19 protein-coding genes are annotated in these 22,755 nt (G+C 33.7%); 3 read left to right on the top strand and 16 right to left on the bottom strand.

Translation table 11 applies throughout. The features are described from left to right. Positions 1 to 67 precede the first annotated feature (67 nt). Complete coding sequence (locus Q0F04_RS03110; protein ID WP_295750014.1) at positions 68 to 484, bottom strand: MarR family transcriptional regulator; 417 nt, start codon at positions 482 to 484, stop codon at positions 68 to 70. 128 nt (positions 485 to 612) lie between these two features. On the opposite strand from Q0F04_RS03110, the gene Q0F04_RS03105 reads away from it, so the two are divergent. Beyond that, positions 613 to 3,396 (top strand): HD domain-containing phosphohydrolase, encoded by a 2,784-nt coding sequence (locus Q0F04_RS03105; RefSeq protein WP_295750011.1) that lies wholly within the window; start codon positions 613 to 615, stop codon positions 3,394 to 3,396. Between the two features lie 159 nt (positions 3,397 to 3,555). On the opposite strand, the gene Q0F04_RS03100 is transcribed toward Q0F04_RS03105, so the two are convergent. From Q0F04_RS03100 to Q0F04_RS03050, 11 genes are all read right to left on the bottom strand, one after another. After that, positions 3,556 to 4,626: an SIS domain-containing protein gene (locus Q0F04_RS03100; RefSeq protein WP_295750008.1), complete on the bottom strand. Its 1,071-nt coding sequence runs from the start codon at positions 4,624 to 4,626 to the stop codon at positions 3,556 to 3,558. 18 nt (positions 4,627 to 4,644) lie between these two features. Then, positions 4,645 to 5,367, bottom strand: a complete 723-nt coding sequence (locus Q0F04_RS03095) for a GntR family transcriptional regulator (RefSeq protein ID WP_295750005.1) — start codon at positions 5,365 to 5,367, stop codon at positions 4,645 to 4,647. 3 nt (positions 5,368 to 5,370) lie between these two features. Beyond that, the gene (locus Q0F04_RS03090; protein WP_158551116.1) at positions 5,371 to 6,081 is read right to left on the bottom strand and encodes a GntR family transcriptional regulator; all 711 of its coding nucleotides are present in this window, start codon (positions 6,079 to 6,081) and stop codon (positions 5,371 to 5,373) included. Between the two features lie 104 nt (positions 6,082 to 6,185). Next, on the bottom strand, positions 6,186 to 7,013 hold the full coding sequence (locus Q0F04_RS03085) for a PTS system mannose/fructose/sorbose family transporter subunit IID (protein ID WP_295750001.1): 828 nt from the start codon (positions 7,011 to 7,013) through the stop codon (positions 6,186 to 6,188). After that, on the bottom strand, positions 7,003 to 7,779 hold the full coding sequence (locus tag Q0F04_RS03080; RefSeq protein ID WP_117573411.1) for a PTS sugar transporter subunit IIC: 777 nt from the start codon (positions 7,777 to 7,779) through the stop codon (positions 7,003 to 7,005). The genes Q0F04_RS03085 and Q0F04_RS03080 overlap by 11 nt, the downstream gene beginning before the upstream one ends. 22 nt (positions 7,780 to 7,801) lie before the next feature. Continuing rightward, positions 7,802 to 8,272: a PTS sugar transporter subunit IIB gene (locus Q0F04_RS03075; RefSeq protein WP_117573413.1), complete on the bottom strand. Its 471-nt coding sequence runs from the start codon at positions 8,270 to 8,272 to the stop codon at positions 7,802 to 7,804. Between the two features lie 15 nt (positions 8,273 to 8,287). Beyond that, entirely contained in the window at positions 8,288 to 8,701 is a 414-nt protein-coding gene (locus tag Q0F04_RS03070) for a PTS fructose transporter subunit IIA (RefSeq protein ID WP_117573415.1), read from the bottom strand. A gap of 134 nt (positions 8,702 to 8,835) precedes the next feature. After that, the gene (locus tag Q0F04_RS03065) at positions 8,836 to 9,498 is read right to left on the bottom strand and encodes an HAD family phosphatase (protein WP_295749995.1); all 663 of its coding nucleotides are present in this window, start codon (positions 9,496 to 9,498) and stop codon (positions 8,836 to 8,838) included. Positions 9,499 to 9,561: 63 nt separating this feature from the next. Next, on the bottom strand, positions 9,562 to 10,596 hold the full coding sequence (locus tag Q0F04_RS03060; protein WP_295749993.1) for an SIS domain-containing protein: 1,035 nt from the start codon (positions 10,594 to 10,596) through the stop codon (positions 9,562 to 9,564). A gap of 163 nt (positions 10,597 to 10,759) precedes the next feature. Then, positions 10,760 to 12,148, bottom strand: coding sequence for an ATP-binding protein (locus Q0F04_RS03055; RefSeq protein WP_295749991.1), 1,389 nt, complete (start codon positions 12,146 to 12,148; stop codon positions 10,760 to 10,762). Between the two features lie 86 nt (positions 12,149 to 12,234). Further along, on the bottom strand, positions 12,235 to 13,674 hold the full coding sequence (locus tag Q0F04_RS03050; protein WP_295749989.1) for a hypothetical protein: 1,440 nt from the start codon (positions 13,672 to 13,674) through the stop codon (positions 12,235 to 12,237). Positions 13,675 to 13,765: 91 nt separating this feature from the next. Here Q0F04_RS03050 and Q0F04_RS03045 point away from each other — a divergent pair, with 91 nt between their 5' ends. After that, positions 13,766 to 16,624, top strand: coding sequence for a DEAD/DEAH box helicase (locus tag Q0F04_RS03045; protein ID WP_295749987.1), 2,859 nt, complete (start codon positions 13,766 to 13,768; stop codon positions 16,622 to 16,624). 4 nt (positions 16,625 to 16,628) lie between these two features. Beyond that, complete coding sequence (mutT, locus tag Q0F04_RS03040; RefSeq protein ID WP_295749984.1) at positions 16,629 to 17,015, top strand: 8-oxo-dGTP diphosphatase MutT; 387 nt, start codon at positions 16,629 to 16,631, stop codon at positions 17,013 to 17,015. A gap of 387 nt (positions 17,016 to 17,402) precedes the next feature. Here mutT and Q0F04_RS03035 read toward each other — a convergent pair whose 3' ends face one another. The 4 genes from Q0F04_RS03035 to Q0F04_RS03020 form a co-directional block, all read right to left on the bottom strand. After that, entirely contained in the window at positions 17,403 to 17,873 is a 471-nt protein-coding gene (locus Q0F04_RS03035; RefSeq protein ID WP_295749982.1) for a PTS glucose transporter subunit IIA, read from the bottom strand. 13 nt (positions 17,874 to 17,886) lie between these two features. Beyond that, the gene (locus tag Q0F04_RS03030) at positions 17,887 to 19,209 is read right to left on the bottom strand and encodes a 6-phospho-alpha-glucosidase (RefSeq protein WP_295749980.1); all 1,323 of its coding nucleotides are present in this window, start codon (positions 19,207 to 19,209) and stop codon (positions 17,887 to 17,889) included. A 10-nt stretch (positions 19,210 to 19,219) separates the two neighbouring features. Then, positions 19,220 to 20,809 carry a PTS transporter subunit EIIC gene (locus Q0F04_RS03025; protein WP_295749978.1) on the bottom strand — a complete coding sequence of 530 codons (1,590 nt, stop codon included), beginning with the start codon at positions 20,807 to 20,809 and terminating at the stop codon, positions 19,220 to 19,222. 101 nt (positions 20,810 to 20,910) lie between these two features. Further along, positions 20,911 to 21,741, bottom strand: coding sequence for a PRD domain-containing protein (locus Q0F04_RS03020; RefSeq protein ID WP_295749976.1), 831 nt, complete (start codon positions 21,739 to 21,741; stop codon positions 20,911 to 20,913). Positions 21,742 to 22,755: the final 1,014 nt, after the last annotated feature.

Raw genomic sequence — 22,755 nt, 5'->3', positions numbered from 1 at the left:
AAAGTAATTTAGCCAAAGATCCTTTATTTATAAGGTTTATAAGCTTTACTTTACATTATTCTCAACTTTACATTATTTCTGCATTGTCATACACCTTTTGAAATACATTCATAAACACACGAATCTCTTCTTCACTAAGACCATCAAACATATCTTGCGCAAACTCCTTTTGCGCCCAAATACCATCTTCAATTACTTCATTGGCCATTTGTAGTAAATGAATAGTTACACGTTTTTTATTGTCCTTATCGACTTTTCGCTCAATCAAACCACGATTCTCTAAAACCTTTAGTGAAGTTGAAACATGAGACTTTGTAGACTTACGAATACGAACAATGTCCGCCGCCGTATTGTACTCAGGATTGTTGTAAAGAAACATTAAAATGTCATATTCCATCTGTCTTAACTGATATTTTTCACAAACACCAGAAACCTTCATCTCATAATATCTCGTTATCGTTTTATGTTCATCCCAAAAGTGCATATGCGCCCTCCTCATTGTTCTATTTAGAACGGTGTTATTCTATATCTATTCACTAGGTTTGTCAATAATTTTTATTGACACTTTTCATGTAAAAATACTATCCTAATTATGAGGAAAGGGAGCCACGTATGCATACACAAAAATCTAACTTTCAAACAATGAAATACTTCTTTTACATCTTAATGACCGCAATTTTAGGATGGTTTGTTTTTATGCAACTATTCGGCGCCAACGAACAAATATATAACAACCCATCCGATTCTATAGTCTATTCAGGCACTTTTTATTGGAATAAAGAAGATGGTACAAAACAAAAAATAAAGGTTCCCGGAACCTATGAAGTAAGTCCTGGAACAACCATGGTCATCACTACAAAGCTTCCTAAAGACTATGATGAAACTTCTTTTGCGATTCGATCTTCTTTGCAGGACATTAAATTCTACGTAGGAAATTCCTTACGCACACAATATTCCACAAAAGGCACAAGAATGGCTGGTAAAAATTCCGCAAGTCGCTACATCTTTTGCCCCACATCCTATAAAGATGCAGGAAAAACATTACGCATTGAACTTACAACTTACACTTCAAATTATTCTGGCATTATCAACGAAGTGTATTGTGGCAATGAATCCGACATTTGGCAAAGTATATATAACCAATACGGACTCTCAACCTATATTGCCATCTTTATCTTATTTGCCGGCATCACATCCATCCTGTTTGGCATAGCCCTAAAACATGTCTACCACACAACTTTCGACATGGAATACTTCGGATGGTGTATGGCCATGGGCTCTGTCTGGATGCTTGGAGAATCCAAGATTCGCCAAATCCTGGTACCTAACGCCTCAGCTTTAGCATCTTTATGCTTTGTGATGATCATGCTGAGTCCATTACCCATCTTGTTCTATGCCGACAGCATCCAAAATGGCAAACATAGAAAACTCTATCAATACATTGGTTACGTAGTACTTTTAAATTTCGTTGTTTCTTCCATTCTCTATCTTACAAAAATCAAAGACTACATTGAAACACTACCCGTTGCACAAATCCTACTTGTCTTTGTGTTTATTTTAGTATTCATTCATTTAGTCCAATACATACGCAAAAATAAACAATCAAAAACAGACTACATTCTATTGATTGGACTCTTTCTAGTCCTACTCTGTGTAGCCATTGAATCTGTATCCGTTTATTTTGTAGCAACTATTTCAGGAATCTTTATTGGCATAGGCATGATCATATTACTCTTCACAAATATTGTTCGTACCATCCAAAAAATTCATATGGTAGAAGAAAAACGCCATCACTTAGAACTGGAAATTGAAAAGAAACAAAACAAAAAAATAACACTTCAAATGATGGAATCCCTTTCTACAACTATAGAGGCAAAAGACGAATATACGCGTGGACACTCAAGGCGAGTAGCCCAATATGCAGCATTGATTGCCGAAAACTTAGGTTGGTCAAATGAAGAGATTCAAAACCTTAAAAACTGTGCTTATTTACACGATATTGGAAAGATTGGTATTCCAGACCAAATCTTAAATAAGCCTGGCAAACTAACAAATGAAGAATTCAATCTTATCAAACAACACACGACAATTGGACAAGATATCTTAAAAGACATTACGATCATTCCACATATCGATGAAGTCACAAGAAGTCATCATGAACACTATGATGGTACTGGCTATCCAGATGGACTTAAAGGAAATGAAATCCCCATTCAAGCTCGTGTAATTGCGTTAGCCGACAGTTATGATGCGATGAACTCAAGAAGAATCTATCGTAACGCATTAAGTCATGGACGAATCTATCATGAAATCCAAATGAATGCGGGTACACAATTTGATCCAGGCATCACAAAAGTCTTCCTGAAATTAATGGATAACGGATCTTTATATAACTTAGAACATGAAATTCTTCCAACCCAAGAAGACACAATCAATAAGTTTATTTCCGATGTTGTGACAACCATGCAAGATCAGGAAGAAACAAAAAATATCGATTATCTTACCGGCCTTCCCGTTCGTAATGTTGGACAAAAGCGCATTGCGAGTGCTATGCAAAAGACAAATGGATGCCTCATCTTTCTAGATATGGATAATCTTAAGAAAATCAATGATGTCTATGGACATAAAGCTGGAGATAGAGCTTTAAAAAACTTAGGAAAACTATTACTAAACATATCAATACCTAAGATTGCCTGTCGTATGGGAGGCGATGAATTCCTACTCTTCTTACCAGAAACAACAACAAAAGAAGCTGAAAATACCGTTTCAAATGTGATTGAACAATTCAAAGAAAGTATCAAAGACGATAGTGAAACGCATTTTGCAGCCCTTTCTGCAGGCATGCTCATGTGCACTCGAAACGATACGTTTGCGGATGCCTATTCAAAAGCCGACAAAGCCTTGTATTATGTGAAACAAAATGGCAAGAACAACTACTCTTGGTATAACCAGATTCATTATGGAAATACATCCAATACAAGTCTAGACTTGAAACAAATCGCAAATTCCCTACAAACAAGTGGAAGCTATTCAGGCGCATTACACCTAGAATATCGCGATTTCACAAGACAATATGAATACATACACCAATTGATGACACGAAACCAATGGAACTGTTATCTAGTCATGGTTACTATGGAAACTGTACAAGATACACTTCCATATATTGAAGAAATCGAAGAAGCCCTTGACCATATGGGTGAAGCTATTCAAGATAACATTCGAAAGGTGGATGTATGTACACGTTATAGTGCTATGCAATATTTGATTATTTTATCTCATCCTGCCGAAACACAAATTCCAAACATCATGTCACGCATTTTTATGGAATACTACAAACTACAGGATAGTCAACACTTCACACCTAGCTATGAATATATTTCTATGAAGAAGTAAAAGCCAGATTTTCATCTGGTTTTTTTGCGCAACACATTCGAATATTGTCTTGTCAACAAGACAATATTTATGCTTTTTTGTCTTATCTACAAGACAATATGCTTGTATTTTTGTCTTGTGCATAAGACAAGCCTTCCGATAAGTCGAAAGGCTACTATACTAATCTTCGTATGTGATTGTTTTCGAATTCACGATCTTTTTAAATTCCTCAAATAATGGATGTTTAGGAATAGATCTTAACTCTTTACTAATTCTGTATGCAAATAATTGGAATACTTGAAGATACGTTAAAGATACAGTATCTGCACAAGGATTTAGTAATGTTAGTACATGATCATCCTCATATTCTTTATTTGTGATGTAATACACGCGATCCGAAACGGTTTTAGAAGCTCTATAAATCTGATAAGAACGATCTGACGTTTCATCTTGTGCATCAATAATAAATACATTATGTTTTGGAGACAATTGTAAATTTGGTCCATGAATATATTCTTCTAATTCATATCCACAAGAAACAACCTTTACCGTTTCTCCAATCTTTAGTGCTGCCTCTTTCGCTACACCTTCAGCAGGGCCGCAACCAGCCGCATACATATTTTCCATAGACAACAAGTTCTTTCTGAACTTTTCTAAGAAAGCTTCTTCACGAATAAAGTTTTCCTTTTGAATCGAAGCATAGCTTTCACAATAGTCATCCAACCATTTTGTATCGACTTCTTTACCTTGCTTTTCTAGAATCGCAAACGCAAGTTTTATTAAGAATAAGGCTAGTGTTGTTACTCCCTTAGTAACATACCCTTCTTTTTCTTCGTCTACATAATCAATCACAACTTCCGCATGATCTTTAATATCACTATTTAAATCCCCTGTTAATGCGATTGTTTTACGATTTAATTTCTTTAATACATCCAACGCATCTAATGCGTTCTTACTATAACCACTTTGTGATACGACAAACACAAAGTCGTCTTCAGATAATCTTGGATAGTATGCGAATGTATATGGAGAAATAATTGTGACATCCACATCTAAATATTTTTCCATAATATATTTAGCACACCAAGACCCATTTCCACTCGAACCAGAAGCTATGATCTTAATGTTCTTGTAGTTTCCATCCACATAAACCTGCGCCAATTTATCTGTCTGTTCTTTATTTTTATATACCGAATTTAATATATCCTGCGTCTGCAAAATATAATATTCCATTGTTTCTAATTGTTCCATTTTCTTTCCTCAGTGAGATTATATTCTAAATCGATATGTTGATTTGTCACTGCGAATGTAACTATGCGTATATTCAACGACGTTATTTTCTTGATCATACCCAATATATTGAAACCGATAGACAGGCTCTTTCATATTGCCCAAAAGCTTTGAAACACGCTCATCCGGAAATTGTACAATCAATGAACGATGAAAGTTATATGGATCATGTCCTTTTGTAGCCATAAAATCATATAGTGACACTTTTGAAAAATCATATTCTTCAATGCCCTCTACATATTTGTATGAGATATATGCGATTTCCAATGAGAAAGGCTCATCATTGTAGTAACGAACACGCTCCAAACAATATACATCCTCGCCTTCTTCAAGTTTTAATCGTGCACGAATTGAAGTTGTCGGCTCAATCTTTTCAGACACAAGAACCTTACTGCTGATTGAATATCCCTGCGATTTTAAAAAACTTGAAAAGCCACGATGATCATTGGCATCATCATAAGTTCCCCAAGAAGGTTTCATAATTTGTTGCGCCACAAACGTTCCCTTATAAGGAACCTTCACTAATACACCATCCTCAATCAATACATTCAAAGCTGAACGCACAGTCTGACGATTCACACCATATTTTTCAGACAAATCTCTTTCAGACTCCAAGCGCTCGCCTGGCAATAATTCCCCATTGTCAATACGATTCAATAAAGTATTTTTTAATTGTAAATATAAAGGTATACGTACATCCATAGATCAACTCTCCTCATCTGCATAGACAAAGCGGTTCATTCGCATCACAGACTCATGATAACTCTTATATTGATTATCGTCTGTATACAAAAGACCTCGTCTTAATACTAATGGACTGTTCTCTTCAACGCCCAAATATTTACTTTCGGTTGGATTGGCATTTACTACAAGAATCTCCTGCTCCCCATGTGTAAACTTCACATTATAATCCTTTTCCAAAACAGAAAATAATGAATGATTCTCTAGATCTTTATCTAATAATCCCGGAAATTGTTCGACTTCAAAATAAGCTGTTTCCAACGAAATAGCCTCTTCATCCAAATATCGAACTCTTTCAAACTCAATTAATTTTGTCCCTAAAGACACGCCCATTTTTTTAATTAATTTTTTATTACTATCTTTCACTCTTAGAAAAATCACCTTGCGATGCATTTTTCTACCCAAAGTTTCAATTCGACCACTCATACTCGAAACAACATTCAGTGTTTCCATAATACGTGGTTCAGATACAAAATAGCCCGATCTCTCAATACAATAAATCCAACCCTCATCGAGCAAGCTCTCTAACGCCAAGCGCACAGTAGCACGCTGACAATCAAATATTTCACAAAACTGTCTTTCGCTAGGTAATTTGTCATGAGGTTTAAATTCACCTATTTCAATTTTATAACGAATTTCATCCGCTATATAAATATCTCTTGTGATAGCTTTCATAAGTAAATTAACCTCCTCCCTCATCCATGAGGTATTATACCATTTTTTATAACCAAAAATTAAAGGGTTGAAAAAGTTTTCAACCCTCAACATATTATGTTTAATTATGCCAAAATTCCAAAGTATGCACAAACAACACAGATTGCCATCATTGCAAACATAATTGCAAGCGGTTTAGCTTTTTTATTTAACAACATATATACAAATCCAGTTAATAACAATGGTAATAATCCTGGGATAATTCCATCAATAATTGACTGAACTGTAGTAGCAGATTCACCACTACCAATCGCAACTGGAACTGTTAAATAAACCATTTCTGCAGTCATAGCACCCGCAACTGTTAAACCTAAGATACTTGCAGCTTTACTAATCAAGTCCATAACACCGGATTCTTCTGCAGAAGTAATGAAATCTGATCCAAATTTGTAACCTGCAAATACTAATAAGTAACGCATTACGAATGCAGGCACGTTGAAGATCAATAAGAATAAGATTGGTCCTAAAATATTTCCTTGTAAAGCTAATGAAGTACCAACACCAGTAGCTAAAATTCTTAATGTTCCCCAGAAGAAACTATCACCAATACCAGCTAATGGACCCATGATAGCTGTCTTAACGTTTGAAATTGAGGCAGTATCAAAGTTTTCCATATCCTGAGCACGCTTTTCTTCCATCGCAACAGAAATACCCAATGGTAATGTGATAACGTGTGGAGTTGTGTTGAAGAACTCTAAGTGACGTTTACATGCTTCTTTAAAATCTTCTGGATCTGGATAAATCTTTTTCAATGCTGGAAGCATCGCATAAAGATATCCATCATTCATCATACGTTCATAGTTCCACGTATGCTCCATTGAAATAGCGCCGAAGAATACTTGTTTCAATTCCTTTTCAGTAATGACGCCTTTGTATTCATAATTAGAACTCATCTAAGCCATCTCCTTCCTCAACAACTGCAACTTTGCCCTTTGAATCTTTTTCTTTAAAGAACATTAACACTACATAAGCCAATGTGAAAATTGCGATAGCTGTTGTATTTAATCCTAAATATTGAACTGCGAAGAAACCAATGAAGAAGAATGGAGCAATCTTTTTGTCCCAAATCATCTGTGCTAACATCGCAAATCCTAATGCTGGAATTACACCACCAGAAATATTGATACCTGTTTGTAGCCATTCTGGAATTTGACTTAATAAACCAACGACTGCGTCACTTCCAAAATAGAATGCACATGGAATTACAATTAAACGTGCTGCGAATGAGCAATAACCACCGAAGAAATAGTGGAATTTAAATTTCGCAACATTTCCCTCTTCGATATCCTTATCCATCATGTGAGTGAATGCCAACATGATTGGAGATCCAACAACTGAGTTCAAAGCCAACATAACTGTAGAAATTGGTAAACCTAATGCCAATGCTGTCTCTGGTCCTGTTCCAGCTTGAATTGCCAAAGCTGTACCTAAGATAGTTCCTGAAATCATATCAGGAGGTATGTACGCACCAATTGAAACTGCACCAATAAACGCCAACTCAAGGGTAGCACCCATAACGATTCCTAATTCTAACTGACCAAATACTAAACCAACAAGTGGTGCTAAAATAATCGGTCTTTGAATTAAAGATGTACCCAACAAGAATTCTGAACACGCAAAGAACGTGATCAAGAAAATAAATAAAGTCTTTACTAACATCTTCTTCTCCTCTAAAAAATTGTTATTTCAATAAATCTCTTGTGTCAACTCGTTTGTCTGATGGAACCATCTGTGTAAACACTTCAAATCCATCGTCCATTAAGTCTTTCAATATTTTTTCATCGTCTTCACTTACATAAACAGCCTTAGAAATCATGTGACGATCATCTCTAGGTTTTGTACCACCAAGATTGATTTCTTTAATTTCCAATGCTCTAGCAAGCTTATTCGCATCTTCAACACTTTCAACTACAATAAACAAATTGTATTTATCTGTAACACCAGATTTGATTGCTTCAATCGAATCATCAACTGTTTTAGCTACAACCTTTACGCCACTAGGTTTAGCCATTTTGATTGCTGACATACGCAATTTGTCATTTAACAAAGTGTCACAAGCTAATAAGATACAATCTGTACCAATTTGTTTACACCAGCTAAAAGCTACTTGACCATGCAATAAACGGTGATCAATACGAAGTAATTTAATCATTCTTCTCTCTCCTCTCTATAACTCATCTAAATCTGAGTCTATTTCCATATCGTTGCAATAAACGATACCTGTTTTAGCATCTTCAACACAATTACGAATTGTAGCTGCGACATCATCACTTTCTGGACAAGTCAATAGGATAGACATTGCCAAGATCAAGTTTGTTCCTGTTACTACATGAACATTTCCTCTCGTAGTAAGTTCTAACAATTCATTGTTAACACTACCACCAAATAAATCTGTCATAATTACAAATTCATCTTCAGGATGATCTTCAACTTCTTGAATCACCAAAGGCTTAAAGAAAGGTTCGCCCTCAGCATATGCACAATATACAGATAAATTTTCTTGTTTTCCAAGAATCAATTCAAGTGAAGATTTAATTCCCTTAGACATGTAAGCATGTGTTGCCAAAATAAATCTTTTCATCAATACATCCTCTTCTCTATACCACTCAACTATGCCCGCTTGTGAGTGGTATGTAATTACGTACCATTTGTACAATCAAAGTATACCAGTTCTTAAATTGCATTGCAAGCGTTTACATAAATATTTTTAATTTATTATTTATTCCAATATTCAATGATGTTAAAAGCCTCTAAAATATCGCTCGCAATAACATCTGCCAACCCCTGATTAAAATTGTAGCGATGATCCTCTTTGGCTATTACACGCACATTCGCATTGATACAAGCCTGTATACCATACGTCGAATCCTCAATCGCAATCACTTCTTCTGGTTTTAGATCCAATCTTTGTAATGTCTCCAAATAAATTGCTGGATCTGGCTTACTTTCTGTAAAATCAAAGCCACTAACCATACAATCAAAATATTGATCAATACCACACTGACTTGTTACCGTCTTAATATTTTCCATAGAAGAACTCGACGCAATCGCAAGCTTATAACCTGCCTTCTTTAATCTAGGCAATACATTCAATACATGCGGATTTAAAATCGTACGATAATCCAATTCAAAATCTTTGCTCCATAAACCCGCCTTCAACTGCTCAGGCGTATATTTATTATTCAAATACTCCGCAATAATTTCATACGTTCGCTTATCTGAAGAACCAATAATCTTATACATAGCCTCTTTTAATTCAAGGAAATCCACATCTTCTTTTAAATCAACTAATATATAATCAATGACATCCTGCAAATAAATGGGTTCAGAATCAATCAAAACACCATCCATATCAAAAATTATACCTTTATATCTCATATTAACCCCCATATAAGAAAGAAAGCCACCCTTTCCAGAGTGGCCTTACATGCAATTTAACTATTAATATTTAAATTGTCTGTAGTAACGACGATATTGTAAGTTGTGTTTAGTATAAACTTCGTAGTGTCTAGACAATCTACCAGTTAAACAAGCTGTAGTGATCATTGGAACGATGAATTTTCTGAATTCATTGTCTAAACGAACTGCATATTCACTAGCATCAAATACTTCATATTGGCAGTTGATCTTCTTACAGAATTCTTCAACACGATTATCTTGAGCTCTAAATTCATCTTCACCCTTAACAATAAATACTGGAACTTTGTCTTGAATCAATTCTAATGTTCCGTGGAAGAATTGTGCAGAGTTTACTGGACGGCAACGAATCCATTGCATTTCTTCTAACATACACATAGAGAACAATAATGTTTCTCCCCAAAGAGCACCAGAACCAGTAAAGATTGTGTATTCAGCATCATATAATTCAGAAGCCATTCTCAATCCGATAGGTTCGAATTTTTTCTTAATTGCTAATAAGTCTTCAAAGATATATTCAGATAATTGATCTGCAAAACGATCATAAGCATCAAAATCACCACGTAAGTTCATTAATTTATAGATGAAGTATGCTTGTAATACATATGAGTGTTCGCAATATCCTGTCACAACAGGAGCATGAACAACATAGTCTAACATTTTTCCTAATTTGCTGTCACGACCAGTAAATGCAACAACTCGAATTCCTTCTTCTTTCAACCATTTAGCAGCCTGAACAATTTCAACTGTATCACCAGAAGAACTTGCAGTAATTACTAATGAATCTTTGTTTAATTTCTTAGGACGAACAGTGTTCGCATCAGCAGCATTAATCGCATAAACATCAACATCTGACATTCTTGACATTAAATATTCATAGTGACCAAATTCAAACTCAGTACCGCCAATACCTAATAAGAAAATGTTTGAATAACCTTGATCATGAATAATTTGCGCTAAATCTTCAGCCTCTTTACGCTGAGCAACTACAGCCTTACCATCTTCCAAATACTTTGGTTCATCGAATTTTACTAATTCAACTCTTTCACTAACAGTCATAATTTCCTCCTCTTAGGTACGCCAACAACCCCGGGCACTGGTTCGTATTTGCATACCATTTGTACGTCGCTAATATACCAGTTCTTTTTAGAGAATGCAACACTTTTTTTGAAAACGTTTTCTATTTTTTAAAACAACAAAAAAAGCACCTGTAAACAGATGCCTAAAAATCAAATAAATCATCAATCGTTAGTAATACAGCGCCATCTTCTTTAGCTTGTCTTACTACTGAATCTGAATACCCAGACTTACTAATAAACCACAAATATTTCTCTTCTAAGTTTGAAAATGCTTTTGTAGCCATCACTAAATCTTCATATTCATCATATGGCATTGGTTGAGAAGTAAACTTACACTCCACAAAAATACCCCTTTTGCCAGTACGATCCAACGCAAGTAAATCCACATCGTCCTGTGCTTTTAAAGCTGGATTTGTACCCCACCATTTACCCAAATGATAAGGAATAAAAGGAAGCTTTCTTCTTTTAGCCAAACGAATCAAATATTCCTTACAAATATCCTCAAACACATCCCCCATTAAATTACTTATATCTGCCATGATTTCCTCAGATGCATCATTTGCTCCTAACATGGCATAATAAGAATTATTTGTAAATTCATAGCGAAACCAAAACTTAAAGAAATTATCCTTAATCACATAAATCGACTTCTTGCTCGTTTCTTTATCACCACAAGGAATCCTCTTTTCAATCAAGCGAAGAGTTTGTAGCGTAATCAAATATTTAGATACTTTTGTACGCTCCTCATGAATATAGTCCGCAATATCCACCACTTTATTTCTTCCATTCGCAATGGCAGCTAATATACTACTATACACATTAGTTTCTCTTAGTTCTGCCTTCAATAAGTTATCAGGTTCTTCATGAAGATAAGCCCCATTACGAATAATTTTATTTGCTATATTTTTCTCAATAGATACATTTGGATCAAAAGCCTCTAAATATCTTGGAATCCCACCTAATATACCATACGCCAACAATTTATCTTCATGACTATACTCTGAAAAAAAAGCACTACTCTCTAAATAATCAAATGGCTTTATTTCTAAAGTCGATGTCTGTCGATCATGAAGTGGGCTCTTTCTACCCATAACATCACTTTCCATAATACTTACAGAAGAACCACACAAAATTAAAAAGATATTTTTCTTTTTCCAATTATGATCAATCACATGCTGCAATATTGACTTTACTGAAGGATTCTCATCAATAATATAAGGAAATTCATCAATGATCACGGCAATTTTTTCTGTAGCCTTCTCTCCAATATAATTAAATGCATCCTCCCAACTTTTAAATGACGCTATAAAATTCTTATCAAAATGATATTGAATCACTTTAGAAAAATCCTCTAAGTTTAGCGCATCATTCTTTTCTCGAGCAGGGAAAAAGATCGCATTTGAATGTTGTGCAAACTCCTGAAGGATCGTTGTTTTACCAACTCTTCTTCGACCATACATAACCAAATATTCAAAACAATCACTATTATATAATTCATTCAAATGATTTAATTCTTCTTTTCTTCCTAACATCAAATCACGTCCTTTATATTTGTATACTTACGAGTAGTATACTCTAAAGTATACAAACATTCAATGATTCTTTCACTGTATTTTCCCTATTCTCCCAATTCATCCAACATATCATCTACACCATCACGATAGCTTTCATCATTATCGTAGCAATCCTCATCATAATCACCAGAATATACATCATCACTTCCTTCATCATAAGATGAAGACGAAGATGATGATGATGAATTTGAACTTTGCCCCTCTTTCTTTTTACGTTTTTCTTCCTTTATCCTAAACTCATTTTGTTCAGCTTTTCGTCTACTCTCAATACGATACTGCTCCTGTGCCATATCCCATTCTGCCTCTTCCTTTTTCAAAGACATATAGCCATATCCAAACAGAAGTCCAATAATAATCAAGAAAACAATTCCACCCTTACCACTCGATGTCTTCTCATGATCAACAGCTACTAAAACATCATCTCGATCTGCCTTTCTAGAAGATTGGCTTACATGTTCACCACAAATCTTTGGAGATTGTACTTTAGGTGGTTTAACCACCACTTTCTTATGTATATCAAGCAATCTTCTAAATATAAAATGAGCCAACCAATTAATAAAGGCATCCTCAAAATCAATACTCATACATGTTAATACACTAAGAAACGCAAGCAGATCATCATCAAAATAATCATCCTCACACCAAGGCTCATCATATAGCATTTCTTGAACTTCATCCTCTGATTTACCATCATATTTTCGAATCAGTTCATCATCACTCATATCCAAGATTTTCTTAACTCCATCACCAACGATTTTCTTACGAGTTTCTATATCTAATTTCTTAGACTTCTTTCTCTCTGCTTTTTTAGGTAAATCAGGCAACCTTGTTTCTTTCTTCTTAGTAATAGGTGCATCTACACCATACTGCTGCATTACTTGTATTAACTCTTTAGTAAGTAATCCTTTTTTATTAGCCTGAATATAGATTTCTTCACATATAGGACAAAGACTACAAGCTTCACTAAACTTATCCTCTTCAATTAAAGAATTTACATGTTCCATAAACCCATACGAACTATATCCCTTAATACACTCTTCACAAATAGACGCATAGAAATGTCTTAAACAAACAGAAACATAGAAATCATTTTCTTTACATTGTTTAGAGACCTCATCAATATGTTTCTTTGTTTTAGTTGAATCTAAAATCATACGATAAAGAGTGCTCGCTAAAGGATTGCACAATATGCCAAAGTTTACATTACGACAAGACTCTAACATCTTCTCTTTCACAAGCTCAATTTCTACATTAATCTGACTTGTACTCCCCTGCATCATAAGCACTTGAATCTTTTCTAAGTTCGATATATCACGATTCAAATTATTCGTGTTCATATTTGAAAAAGGAAGTTCAATATCTTTATATTCACCACAAATCAATTTATTCTCTACATCATTTACTAACCATGAATATTGTTTCTGACACTTATTATAATAGTCATACCAATCTAGAAACTCTTTTGAAATTATTATATTTTCCATTCAATATACCCTGTTTCATACAAATCTTTCTACAATTAATTATAACCCTTTCGATCTATGATTTCATTTTTATGCTGGTATAATATTAGGTATGAACTATCAAAATATACAGAGCGGACTATCTACCGCATTTCTAGACAAAAATATATCTTCCAACGTATTATATCGACCTCAATTTATTTCCAATGATTATAAGAATGGAAGAAAAGTATTGAGCACCATTGAAGATGAACTATTACACTGCGATTCCTTTTTAATCAGTGTAGCCTTTATCACCATGGGCGGCATCACCCCCTTACTTCAAACGCTTCGTACTCTAGAAGATAAAGGCATCAAGGGTAAAATACTAACAACGGACTATTTAGCTTTTAGTGATCCCAAAGCCTTAGACAAACTAGCTACATTTTCGAATATTGAACTTAAGATGTATCTAGTACCCGACTCAAAGAATGGTTTTCATACCAAGGGATATATCTTTCAATCGGATGAGATCTATAAAATTCTTGTAGGTTCTAGTAACATGACAAATACGGCTTTAACCACAAATCGCGAATGGAATACGAAAATTATTTCTACAAAATCCGGAGAATTTGTTTCTGAAATGTTAGACGAATTTGATGAATTATGGAATCATCCAAATACATATTCTTATGATGCATTCATCGGTGCATATCGAGTGCATTATGAAGAATTTAAAAGGGTGAAACAAAAAGAAGAAATCAAATTGCCTTCAAAACAACTCATTCCAAATTCTATGCAACAAGCTTTTATTTCCAATCTTAGAAAACTTCGCAATGCGAATGAATCGAAAAGTTTGTTGATCTCGGCCACCGGAACGGGAAAAACTTTTGCGTCCGCATTTGCCATGAAAGACCAAAATCCAAAAAGAGCCTTATTCCTTGTTCATAGAGAGCAGATTGCCAAACAAGCTTTAAACAGTTATAAACATGTATTTGGAAATACAAAAACATTTGGACTATTATCAGGAAATAGTAAAGATACAGATGTAGACTACTTATTCGCTACCATGCAAACGATGTCTAAAAAAGAAGTATATTCTAGTTTTGATCCAAATACATTTGAAACGATCATCATTGATGAAGCCCATCGCATTGGTGCTAAAAGCTACCAAGAAATCATGGACTACTTTAAGCCAAAGTTTTGGCTAGGAATGAGCGCAAGCCCAGAAAGAACAGATGACTTTGATGTATATGCAGCCTTCGATCATAATATTGCCTATGAGATTCGTCTTCAACAAGCCCTAGAAGAAAACTTATTATGCCCATTCCACTATTTTGGCATTACCGACTTTTTAACAAACGGAAACCAAACAGATTTTACTGACTTCAACTATTTAACATCCAACCAAAGAGTTGACTACATTATCGAACAAACCAATTACTATGGCTATAGTGGAGAAAGAGTGAAAGGACTCATGTTTTGCAGTTCCAAGAAAGAAGCGGCTGCCCTTAGTGAAAGATTAAATCTAAGAGGATATAGAACCCTAGCCTTAAGTGGAGAGGATTCTCAAGAAAAAAGAGAAGATGCGATTGATCGCTTAGTATCCGATACAAGAAGTGACTATCTACAATACATTTTAACTGTAGACATCTTTAATGAAGGGGTAGACATTCCTGAAATCAATCAAGTTGTCCTATTAAGACCCACACAATCACCAATCGTCTTTGTCCAACAATTAGGTCGAGGCCTAAGAAAATCAAAAGACAAAGAATATGTTGTCATTCTAGACTTCATTGGAAACTACAAAAATAACTTTATGATTCCAATCGCCCTATCCGGAGATCGTTCTTACAATAAAGACAATATAAGACGCTATGTACTTGAAGGTGAAAGAATTATTCCAGGATCGAGTACGATTCACTTTGATGAAATCAGTAAGAAACAAATCTTTGCGTCGATTGATACTGCCAATTTTGCGGATATCAAGCTCATTAAAGACAGTTATAAAAATTTAAAAAATAAACTAGGAAGAATCCCTACTCTTATGGATTTTGAAACCTATGGAGAAATAGATGTACAAAGAATTTTTGACAACAAATCACTAGGATCTTACTATGCCTTTTTAAAGAAGTATGAAAAGGAATATAAAATAAGATTAAATGAACTTGAAGAAAGCTTTATTAAGTTTATCTGTACAAAACTCGCCAATGGAAAAAGAAAGATTGAACTTGAAATATTAAGCAATATTTTAGAAGATAAAATTGATATATTCCCTAATAATCTATCAAAAAATGAATATACAAATGTAATCAATATTTTTACCAATGAATTTCCAACCGGTTCTGGAAAGAATACATTTAAAGATTGTATTTTTATGGAAAATAATAAAATTTCAAAGCCATTTAAGAAATGCCTTGAAAACAACGAATTTAAATCCATGGTAAAAGAAATCATTGAATATGCATTGGTTCAATATAATAAACATTATAAGAATACGTATAAAGATACAAACTTTGTACTCTACCAAAAATACACATATGAAGATGCATGCCGCTTGTTAAATTGGCAACACAATGAAGTTCCATTAAACATTGGCGGATATAAATATGATCAAACAACCAAAACATTCCCTGTCTTTATCAATTATGACAAGGCTAATGACATTCAAGATACAATCAAATATGAAGATCATTTTATCAATGAAAGTCAATTGATTGCGATATCCAAATCTGGAAGAACCACAAGTAGTGATGACGTACAAAACTTCTTGTATGCCAAAGAAAGAGGTATTGAAGTTCATTTATTTGTGCGAAAGAACAAAGATGACAAAACAAGCAAGGAATTCTATTATTTAGGCAACATGCAAGTAGAGGTAGATAAGACCAAACAGTTTATGATGCCAAACACACAAAAAACTGCTGTCGAAATCTTATGGCAATTAGATACACCAGTAAGAGAAGACATTTATCGATATATTGTAGAGGAGTGATTTTTTGAAAACAATACACGTAGTAGCCGCCATTATTAAAGATAAAAATAAAATATTCGCCACCCAAAGAGGCTATGGCGAATTTAAAGACGGATGGGAATTTCCAGGAGGAAAAGTAGAACCCAATGAAACAAGTAGACAAGCCATTGTTCGTGAAATCAAAGAAGAACTAGATACAACCATTCAAGTAGAAGAATACTTTGATACCGTCGAATATGACTATCCAAACTTCCACCTATCTATGGAATGTTTCATTTGTACAATTCTTGAAGGAAATTTAACTCTATTAGAACACGAATCCGCAAAATGGCTAACTAAAGAAACATTAGATTCAGTAGATTGGCTACCTGCAGATTTAGGATTAATCAAAAAATTAAAAGAAACATTATAATCCCATACAACATTTTAAAGCGCAAAAAAAACGAGCATTTCCTCTTTACATAAAGAATAAATGCTCATTTTTATTTTGTCCAACTGTCAAACAATCATTACAAACTTGTTTCTATAATTAATTCTAATCCTTTGCTTATCAAATCACACAAAATATATAAAAAATAAACCTGAACCCAGGCCTATTTCTTATAAAACATAGATTAAATATCGAATCATAAAAACAATAATTGCAATCAATACACCTATTTCTGCAAATACCTTGTAATCGTATCTACACTTTTTTGACGACATGTAAATTATCAAAGCACCACAAATAGGCCATAGATAACTAAGCAAAGCTAATAAAACACAAATGATTTTATTTCTATTTGAACTGGTTACCCAATTAATCCAAACATTTTGCAACTTCATCACCCGCTTTTACTATCTGATTTTCTGATTCCAATTTTATGTCTTTCCCATTTGTCAAAAGAACCATTGTCACCGGATCAAAGCCATATTCCTTAATAACATTAGAATCAACTTCTACTATCACATCACCCGTTTTAACAACATCACCATTTTTAACTAATACGTGGAACCCTTTTCCTTCCATTTGAACAGTATCAATACCTATATGCACTATTATTTCCGAAAAGCTAGTCTTAATACCCACCGCATGTCCAGTTGGAAAACAAGCTTCAATTGTTCCATCCGCCGGAGCAACTACTTTGTTTCCATCAAACATTACAGCATATCCTGTTCCAAGTGCACCACTCGCAAATGCTTCATCTTTCACTTGAGATAAAGGTATTAATTTTCCATCTACTGGAGCAACTAACTTTTTGCTCTTCTCCTTTTTAAATAAGTTCCACATATTACATTTCCTCCTATTTTAATTCTGGCCAATATTCTTTATTTGCCTCAATCATTTCATCTAAAATGGCCTTTGCTTGAGTAGATGATTTTACCGTCTTATTTAATGCAAAGCCTTGTAAAACCTTATCATAAGAGTTTTCAATAGCTCCTTCCACAAGACATTTTTCTGATGCATATTGTTGCTCAATTAACCCTTTATAGAACGTTGGAATATGTCCAACAGATACTTTCTCAATTCCACTAGGAGAAACATAACATGGAATTTCTACCATAGCATCATCTGGAAGATCAGCAACTGCACCTTCATTTTTTACAATTAACAAGTAACGTCCACCGTTTTCTTTACATAAAGACTCAGCTAAATCTACAATGAATGTTCCATGAGCTCCTACAACAAACATATCATCCTCGTATTCACCTGTTTCTTTATAATGATTTATAGCGTCAAATAATGTTTTTTCACGTCCATCCATAACTTCATTTGCACGAGTATACTCAGGATTTGCATCATCCACTACATCTTGACTCAACAAATAATATTGTAAGTAAGTATTAGGTAGATACTTAGGAAATCTTTCCATCATTAATTTTACATTACCATATGTATGTACCCAAGATGGTTCCCAATGTTGTTCATCTAACGCTGCATCCAAATATCCATGTGCAATTGCATGTTGTCTTAATTCTTCAAAACGACTTTCTCCATTCACCCAAACATCAGTGAACCAACCAAAATGATTCAACCCAAAATAGTATGGTTTAATTTCATGTGGATCACATTTTAGAATATCCGCAAATGTATTCATAATAGCTACTGGCATGTCACAAATATTAATAATACGAGCATTTGGTCTCAACTTTTTCAAAGCTAGAGCTACAATAGCTGCTGGATTTGAATAATTTAAAATCCAATGCTTAGGATTTGCATATTTTTCAACATAATCTAAAATTTCAACCATAGGATAAATTGTTCTTAGTCCATAAGCTAATCCACCACAACCACAAGTCTCCTGACCGACAGCTCCATGTTTCAATGCGATTTTTTCATCCTTCTCACGCATTGCATATTTTCCTACACGAATTTGTGCAAAAATAAAATCTGAATCAGTAAATGCTTTTTCTGGATCTGTAGTCGTAATAAATTCACACTCAGGACAAGTAGCTTTTACAACCTCTCTTACAATAATTGCTACATCCTCTTGTCGTTGTTCATCGATATCATACGCACGGATTTCCTTTACCGGAAAAGTATCCTTCTTTGATAAAATTGCCTTTACTACACCTGGAGTATATGTACTACCTCCACCAACGATTGTTATAATTTTAGCTTCCATTTTTCTATACCTACCCTTCTAATGAAATATGATTTGCTTCCATATAATCTTCTAAAGCTTTTCTAAATTTATTTACATTTGTACCATAAATGATTTGTATCTCATTACCACGCTTTACCAATCCTCTTGAACCAGTTTCTTTTAAAGCTTCTTCATTAATTGTATCCATTGAATTTACAACAATTCTTAAACGTGTAAAACAGTTATCAATAGTATTCATATTACTAATTCCACCAACTGCTTCATAAATTCTTTTTCCTAAATCATTTGATTGAGTATTCAAGGATTCTTTTGATTCTGATTTTTTTGAGTCATAATCTTTCTTTGTCATTAATTTAACATCTTCAGAATCATCACGACCTGGAATCTTAACATCAAACTTTAAAATAAACCATCTAAAAACTACAAAGTATACAGCCATCTGAACCAAACCTAGTAAGATAAACCAAGGCCATCCAGTTTTTGCAACACCTGCCGGTACGTTATATAGTAATGTTTCAAAAATACCACCAGCAGTACAACAAGTAATCTTAAAGAAATATAATAAGTAGAAGAAAATACCTGTTAATAATGAATGAATTAGAAATAGAATTGGTGAAACAAATAAGAATGTAAACTCAATTGGTTCAGTTATTGCAGCTAAACAAGAACTTAGAATAGCTGGAATATAAATTGCTTTTGCTTTATTCTTCATAGATGGTTTTGCACAACTCAACATTGCTAAACCAGCGCCAGTTAAACCAAATACTTTACATAATGTAACATTGTTAAAGATAGTAACTAAAGATAATTTAGCAGTACCTGGATCACTCAATTGTGCTAAGGCAATAGCCCATGATCCCACATACTCTTTACCTGCTACTGTTGCTACACCACCTAAATCTGTATACCAAACAGCACTTCCTAGTAAATGATGTAATCCTGTTGGAATTAATAATCTTTCTAAGAATCCAAATGTAAAGTATCCTACTCCACCAGATGTTGAAATAAAAGTTGCAACAGATGTAATCAAGCTTTGTACAGGAGGCCAGATATATACAAACAATATTGCTAATGCTAGCATAATTGGAATACTAATTAAGAATACAAATTTTGTACCACCATATACTGATAAAACCTCTCCCAAATCTTTATCACAATATTTGTTATACAATAATCCAACAACTACACCTATTACGATTCCTAAGAATACACCCATGTCAACAATTTGGAAGCCCAACATCAAATTTTGACCATTTCCTACAGCTTCATCTAACAAATTCATTTGTGTTAAATATGCATTTTGAGCTGAGCAAAAAATAAATAAGCATAAAAATGAAATTAATGCTGCGTGCTCTTTTTTCTTTTTTGCTAATCCAAAAGCAACACCAATCGCAAATATAGGTCCCAGGTTGTTAAAAACAGACATTAATCCACTGTATAAAACTTTAAATAGTACTTGAATAGGCTGTGCGCCTAAGAATGGTAAAACTCCTACGATTGTTGGATTTGTAATAAAATTACAAATAACTAAAATTAAACCTATAGCCGGTAAATATAATACCGGAACGACAATTGCTTTTGAAAAAGTCTGCATTGCCGAAACAAATTTTTCTTTCATTTCCTCTCTCCTTTTTAGAAAAAAAGACCAAACAATACGAATCCACCTAAAACTATTTTATTCGTACTATCTGGTCTTGCCTGGTCTTACCAGTAACAATCCTAATTCGTAATTTTATGAATATGAATCATCAAGTACCATAATTCTTTGTCTGATAATTCATATTGAAATTCTTGTAAAATATAATCTTTAATTCGAATTACACAATTAAATATCTCCGGATATTTTTTTATCATTAAATAATATATATCTAAATCATCATCAATATCATCTTGGCTTTCTTTTTTGAATACACGTTGTGCTAAAAACTTAAAATGCGTTGTTAAACGTGTATAATCCATTGAATCTTGGTCAAAATGAGTATGAAGTGTATCCTGAATTAATTCAATACATCCATTAATCATTTGTAAAGTTTCTAATACCGACTGATCGTCATATGATTTTATACCATTTAATATATGTAAAGCAATATAGCCAGCTTCGTCTTCGGGTAAATTCACACCGATTTCTCTTCTGACAATTCCCAATCCAATTAAACCAATTTTATATTCTTCTTTATACAAAGTTTTTATTTCTGGAAGAACTAAATTAGGAAGTTCAATATTATTCTCTAATCTCTCAATTGCAAAACCAATATGATCCGTTAAAGTAATAATAATTTGTGGCTTTAATTCCACTTTCAAACGTCTTGCCGCAATATCCATTATTTCTTGTGAAACCTTGAAATATTCAATTGGTGTTCTCATAAAAAATTGAAACATCGCATTGTTTTCTCCACCTTGGTAATAATACTTCTTCTCTATCTTACCAGGATCTACTTCGTCTCCAATTTTTTTTTGAAAACCTATACCCGAACCCGTTAAAATAAGATCTTCTTTGTCTTTTGAGACGGTGGCCACCGCATTGTTATTAAATGTTTTAACAATTTTCATTTTAATCTCCTCCAACAAAAAAAGACCCACTACTAGTAACACTCAATCACTAGCTTATGGGGTCTTGCCTGATCTCAACTCAGTAACAATCCAAGTACACTTATATAATAATCAAAAAATAAGTTTTGTCAATATACTTTTTGTTTTATTTTCTAGTATTTGTAAATGGTTACATCGTTGAATACTTGGTTTTTTTACAGTTAAACCTCATGACTTATAAAACATATTGGGATCATGATTATTTACTAAAAAGCACTGACAGTTCCCGAAGTTCTATAATTAATAACTAAATTAAAAGAAATATTATAATCCCATACAACATTTTTAAAACGCAAAAAGCGAGCATTTTATCTTTACATAAAGAATAAATGCTCACTTTTATTTTGCCAAACTGTCAAATAAATTGTTAACTCTTCCATTTAATTACTAACGCTACATGACATAATTCAATTAAGAGCAGACAATAGGGTGCCTAAGGTAGTTCTCCTAGGGACGGCTGTATTAATCGTCATTGATACCGTCACAGGGGCTCCAAGTTACGAAAACGCTTGAGTTCCATAGCCCCAAGGAGGTGATATTGTGTATGGATATTTAATATTTGTAACAATATTCTTGTCAATTTTGTTAGTGATTGTCCACAGATTAGTTCAGATTGCTAAAGCAATTTTAAATCTACTTCATATAATTGAAGATATGGACAAACAAATAAATAAAATGAAAAGACATAAGAAAAAACTACCTCAACATTCTTGCAGGAAACTGAAGTAGTTTTTTCATAACTATAATTTTTCCCAAGGAGAACTCCTTATTAGATGCTCTCTTTTCATTTATATTGTACCACATTGCATTCTTTTATCAATGAAAACAACAAAAATCGCATTAATTATTATAGAAAAATACAAAAAGCACTAATCCCCACTGACAATGGAAAAAGATTAGTGCTTCAGCATTAATTTAATTTCAGAGTAACCACTGCTTTTCCAGTAGTCGTTCTCTATATGTATTATACAGATA

The organism is uncultured Holdemanella sp. (assembly GCF_934772795.1).
GTDB lineage: Bacteria > Bacillota_I > Bacilli_A > Erysipelotrichales > Erysipelotrichaceae > Holdemanella.
The sequence above is the reverse complement of the archived record's forward strand: the minus strand, read 5'-3'. Positions and strand labels throughout refer to the sequence as shown.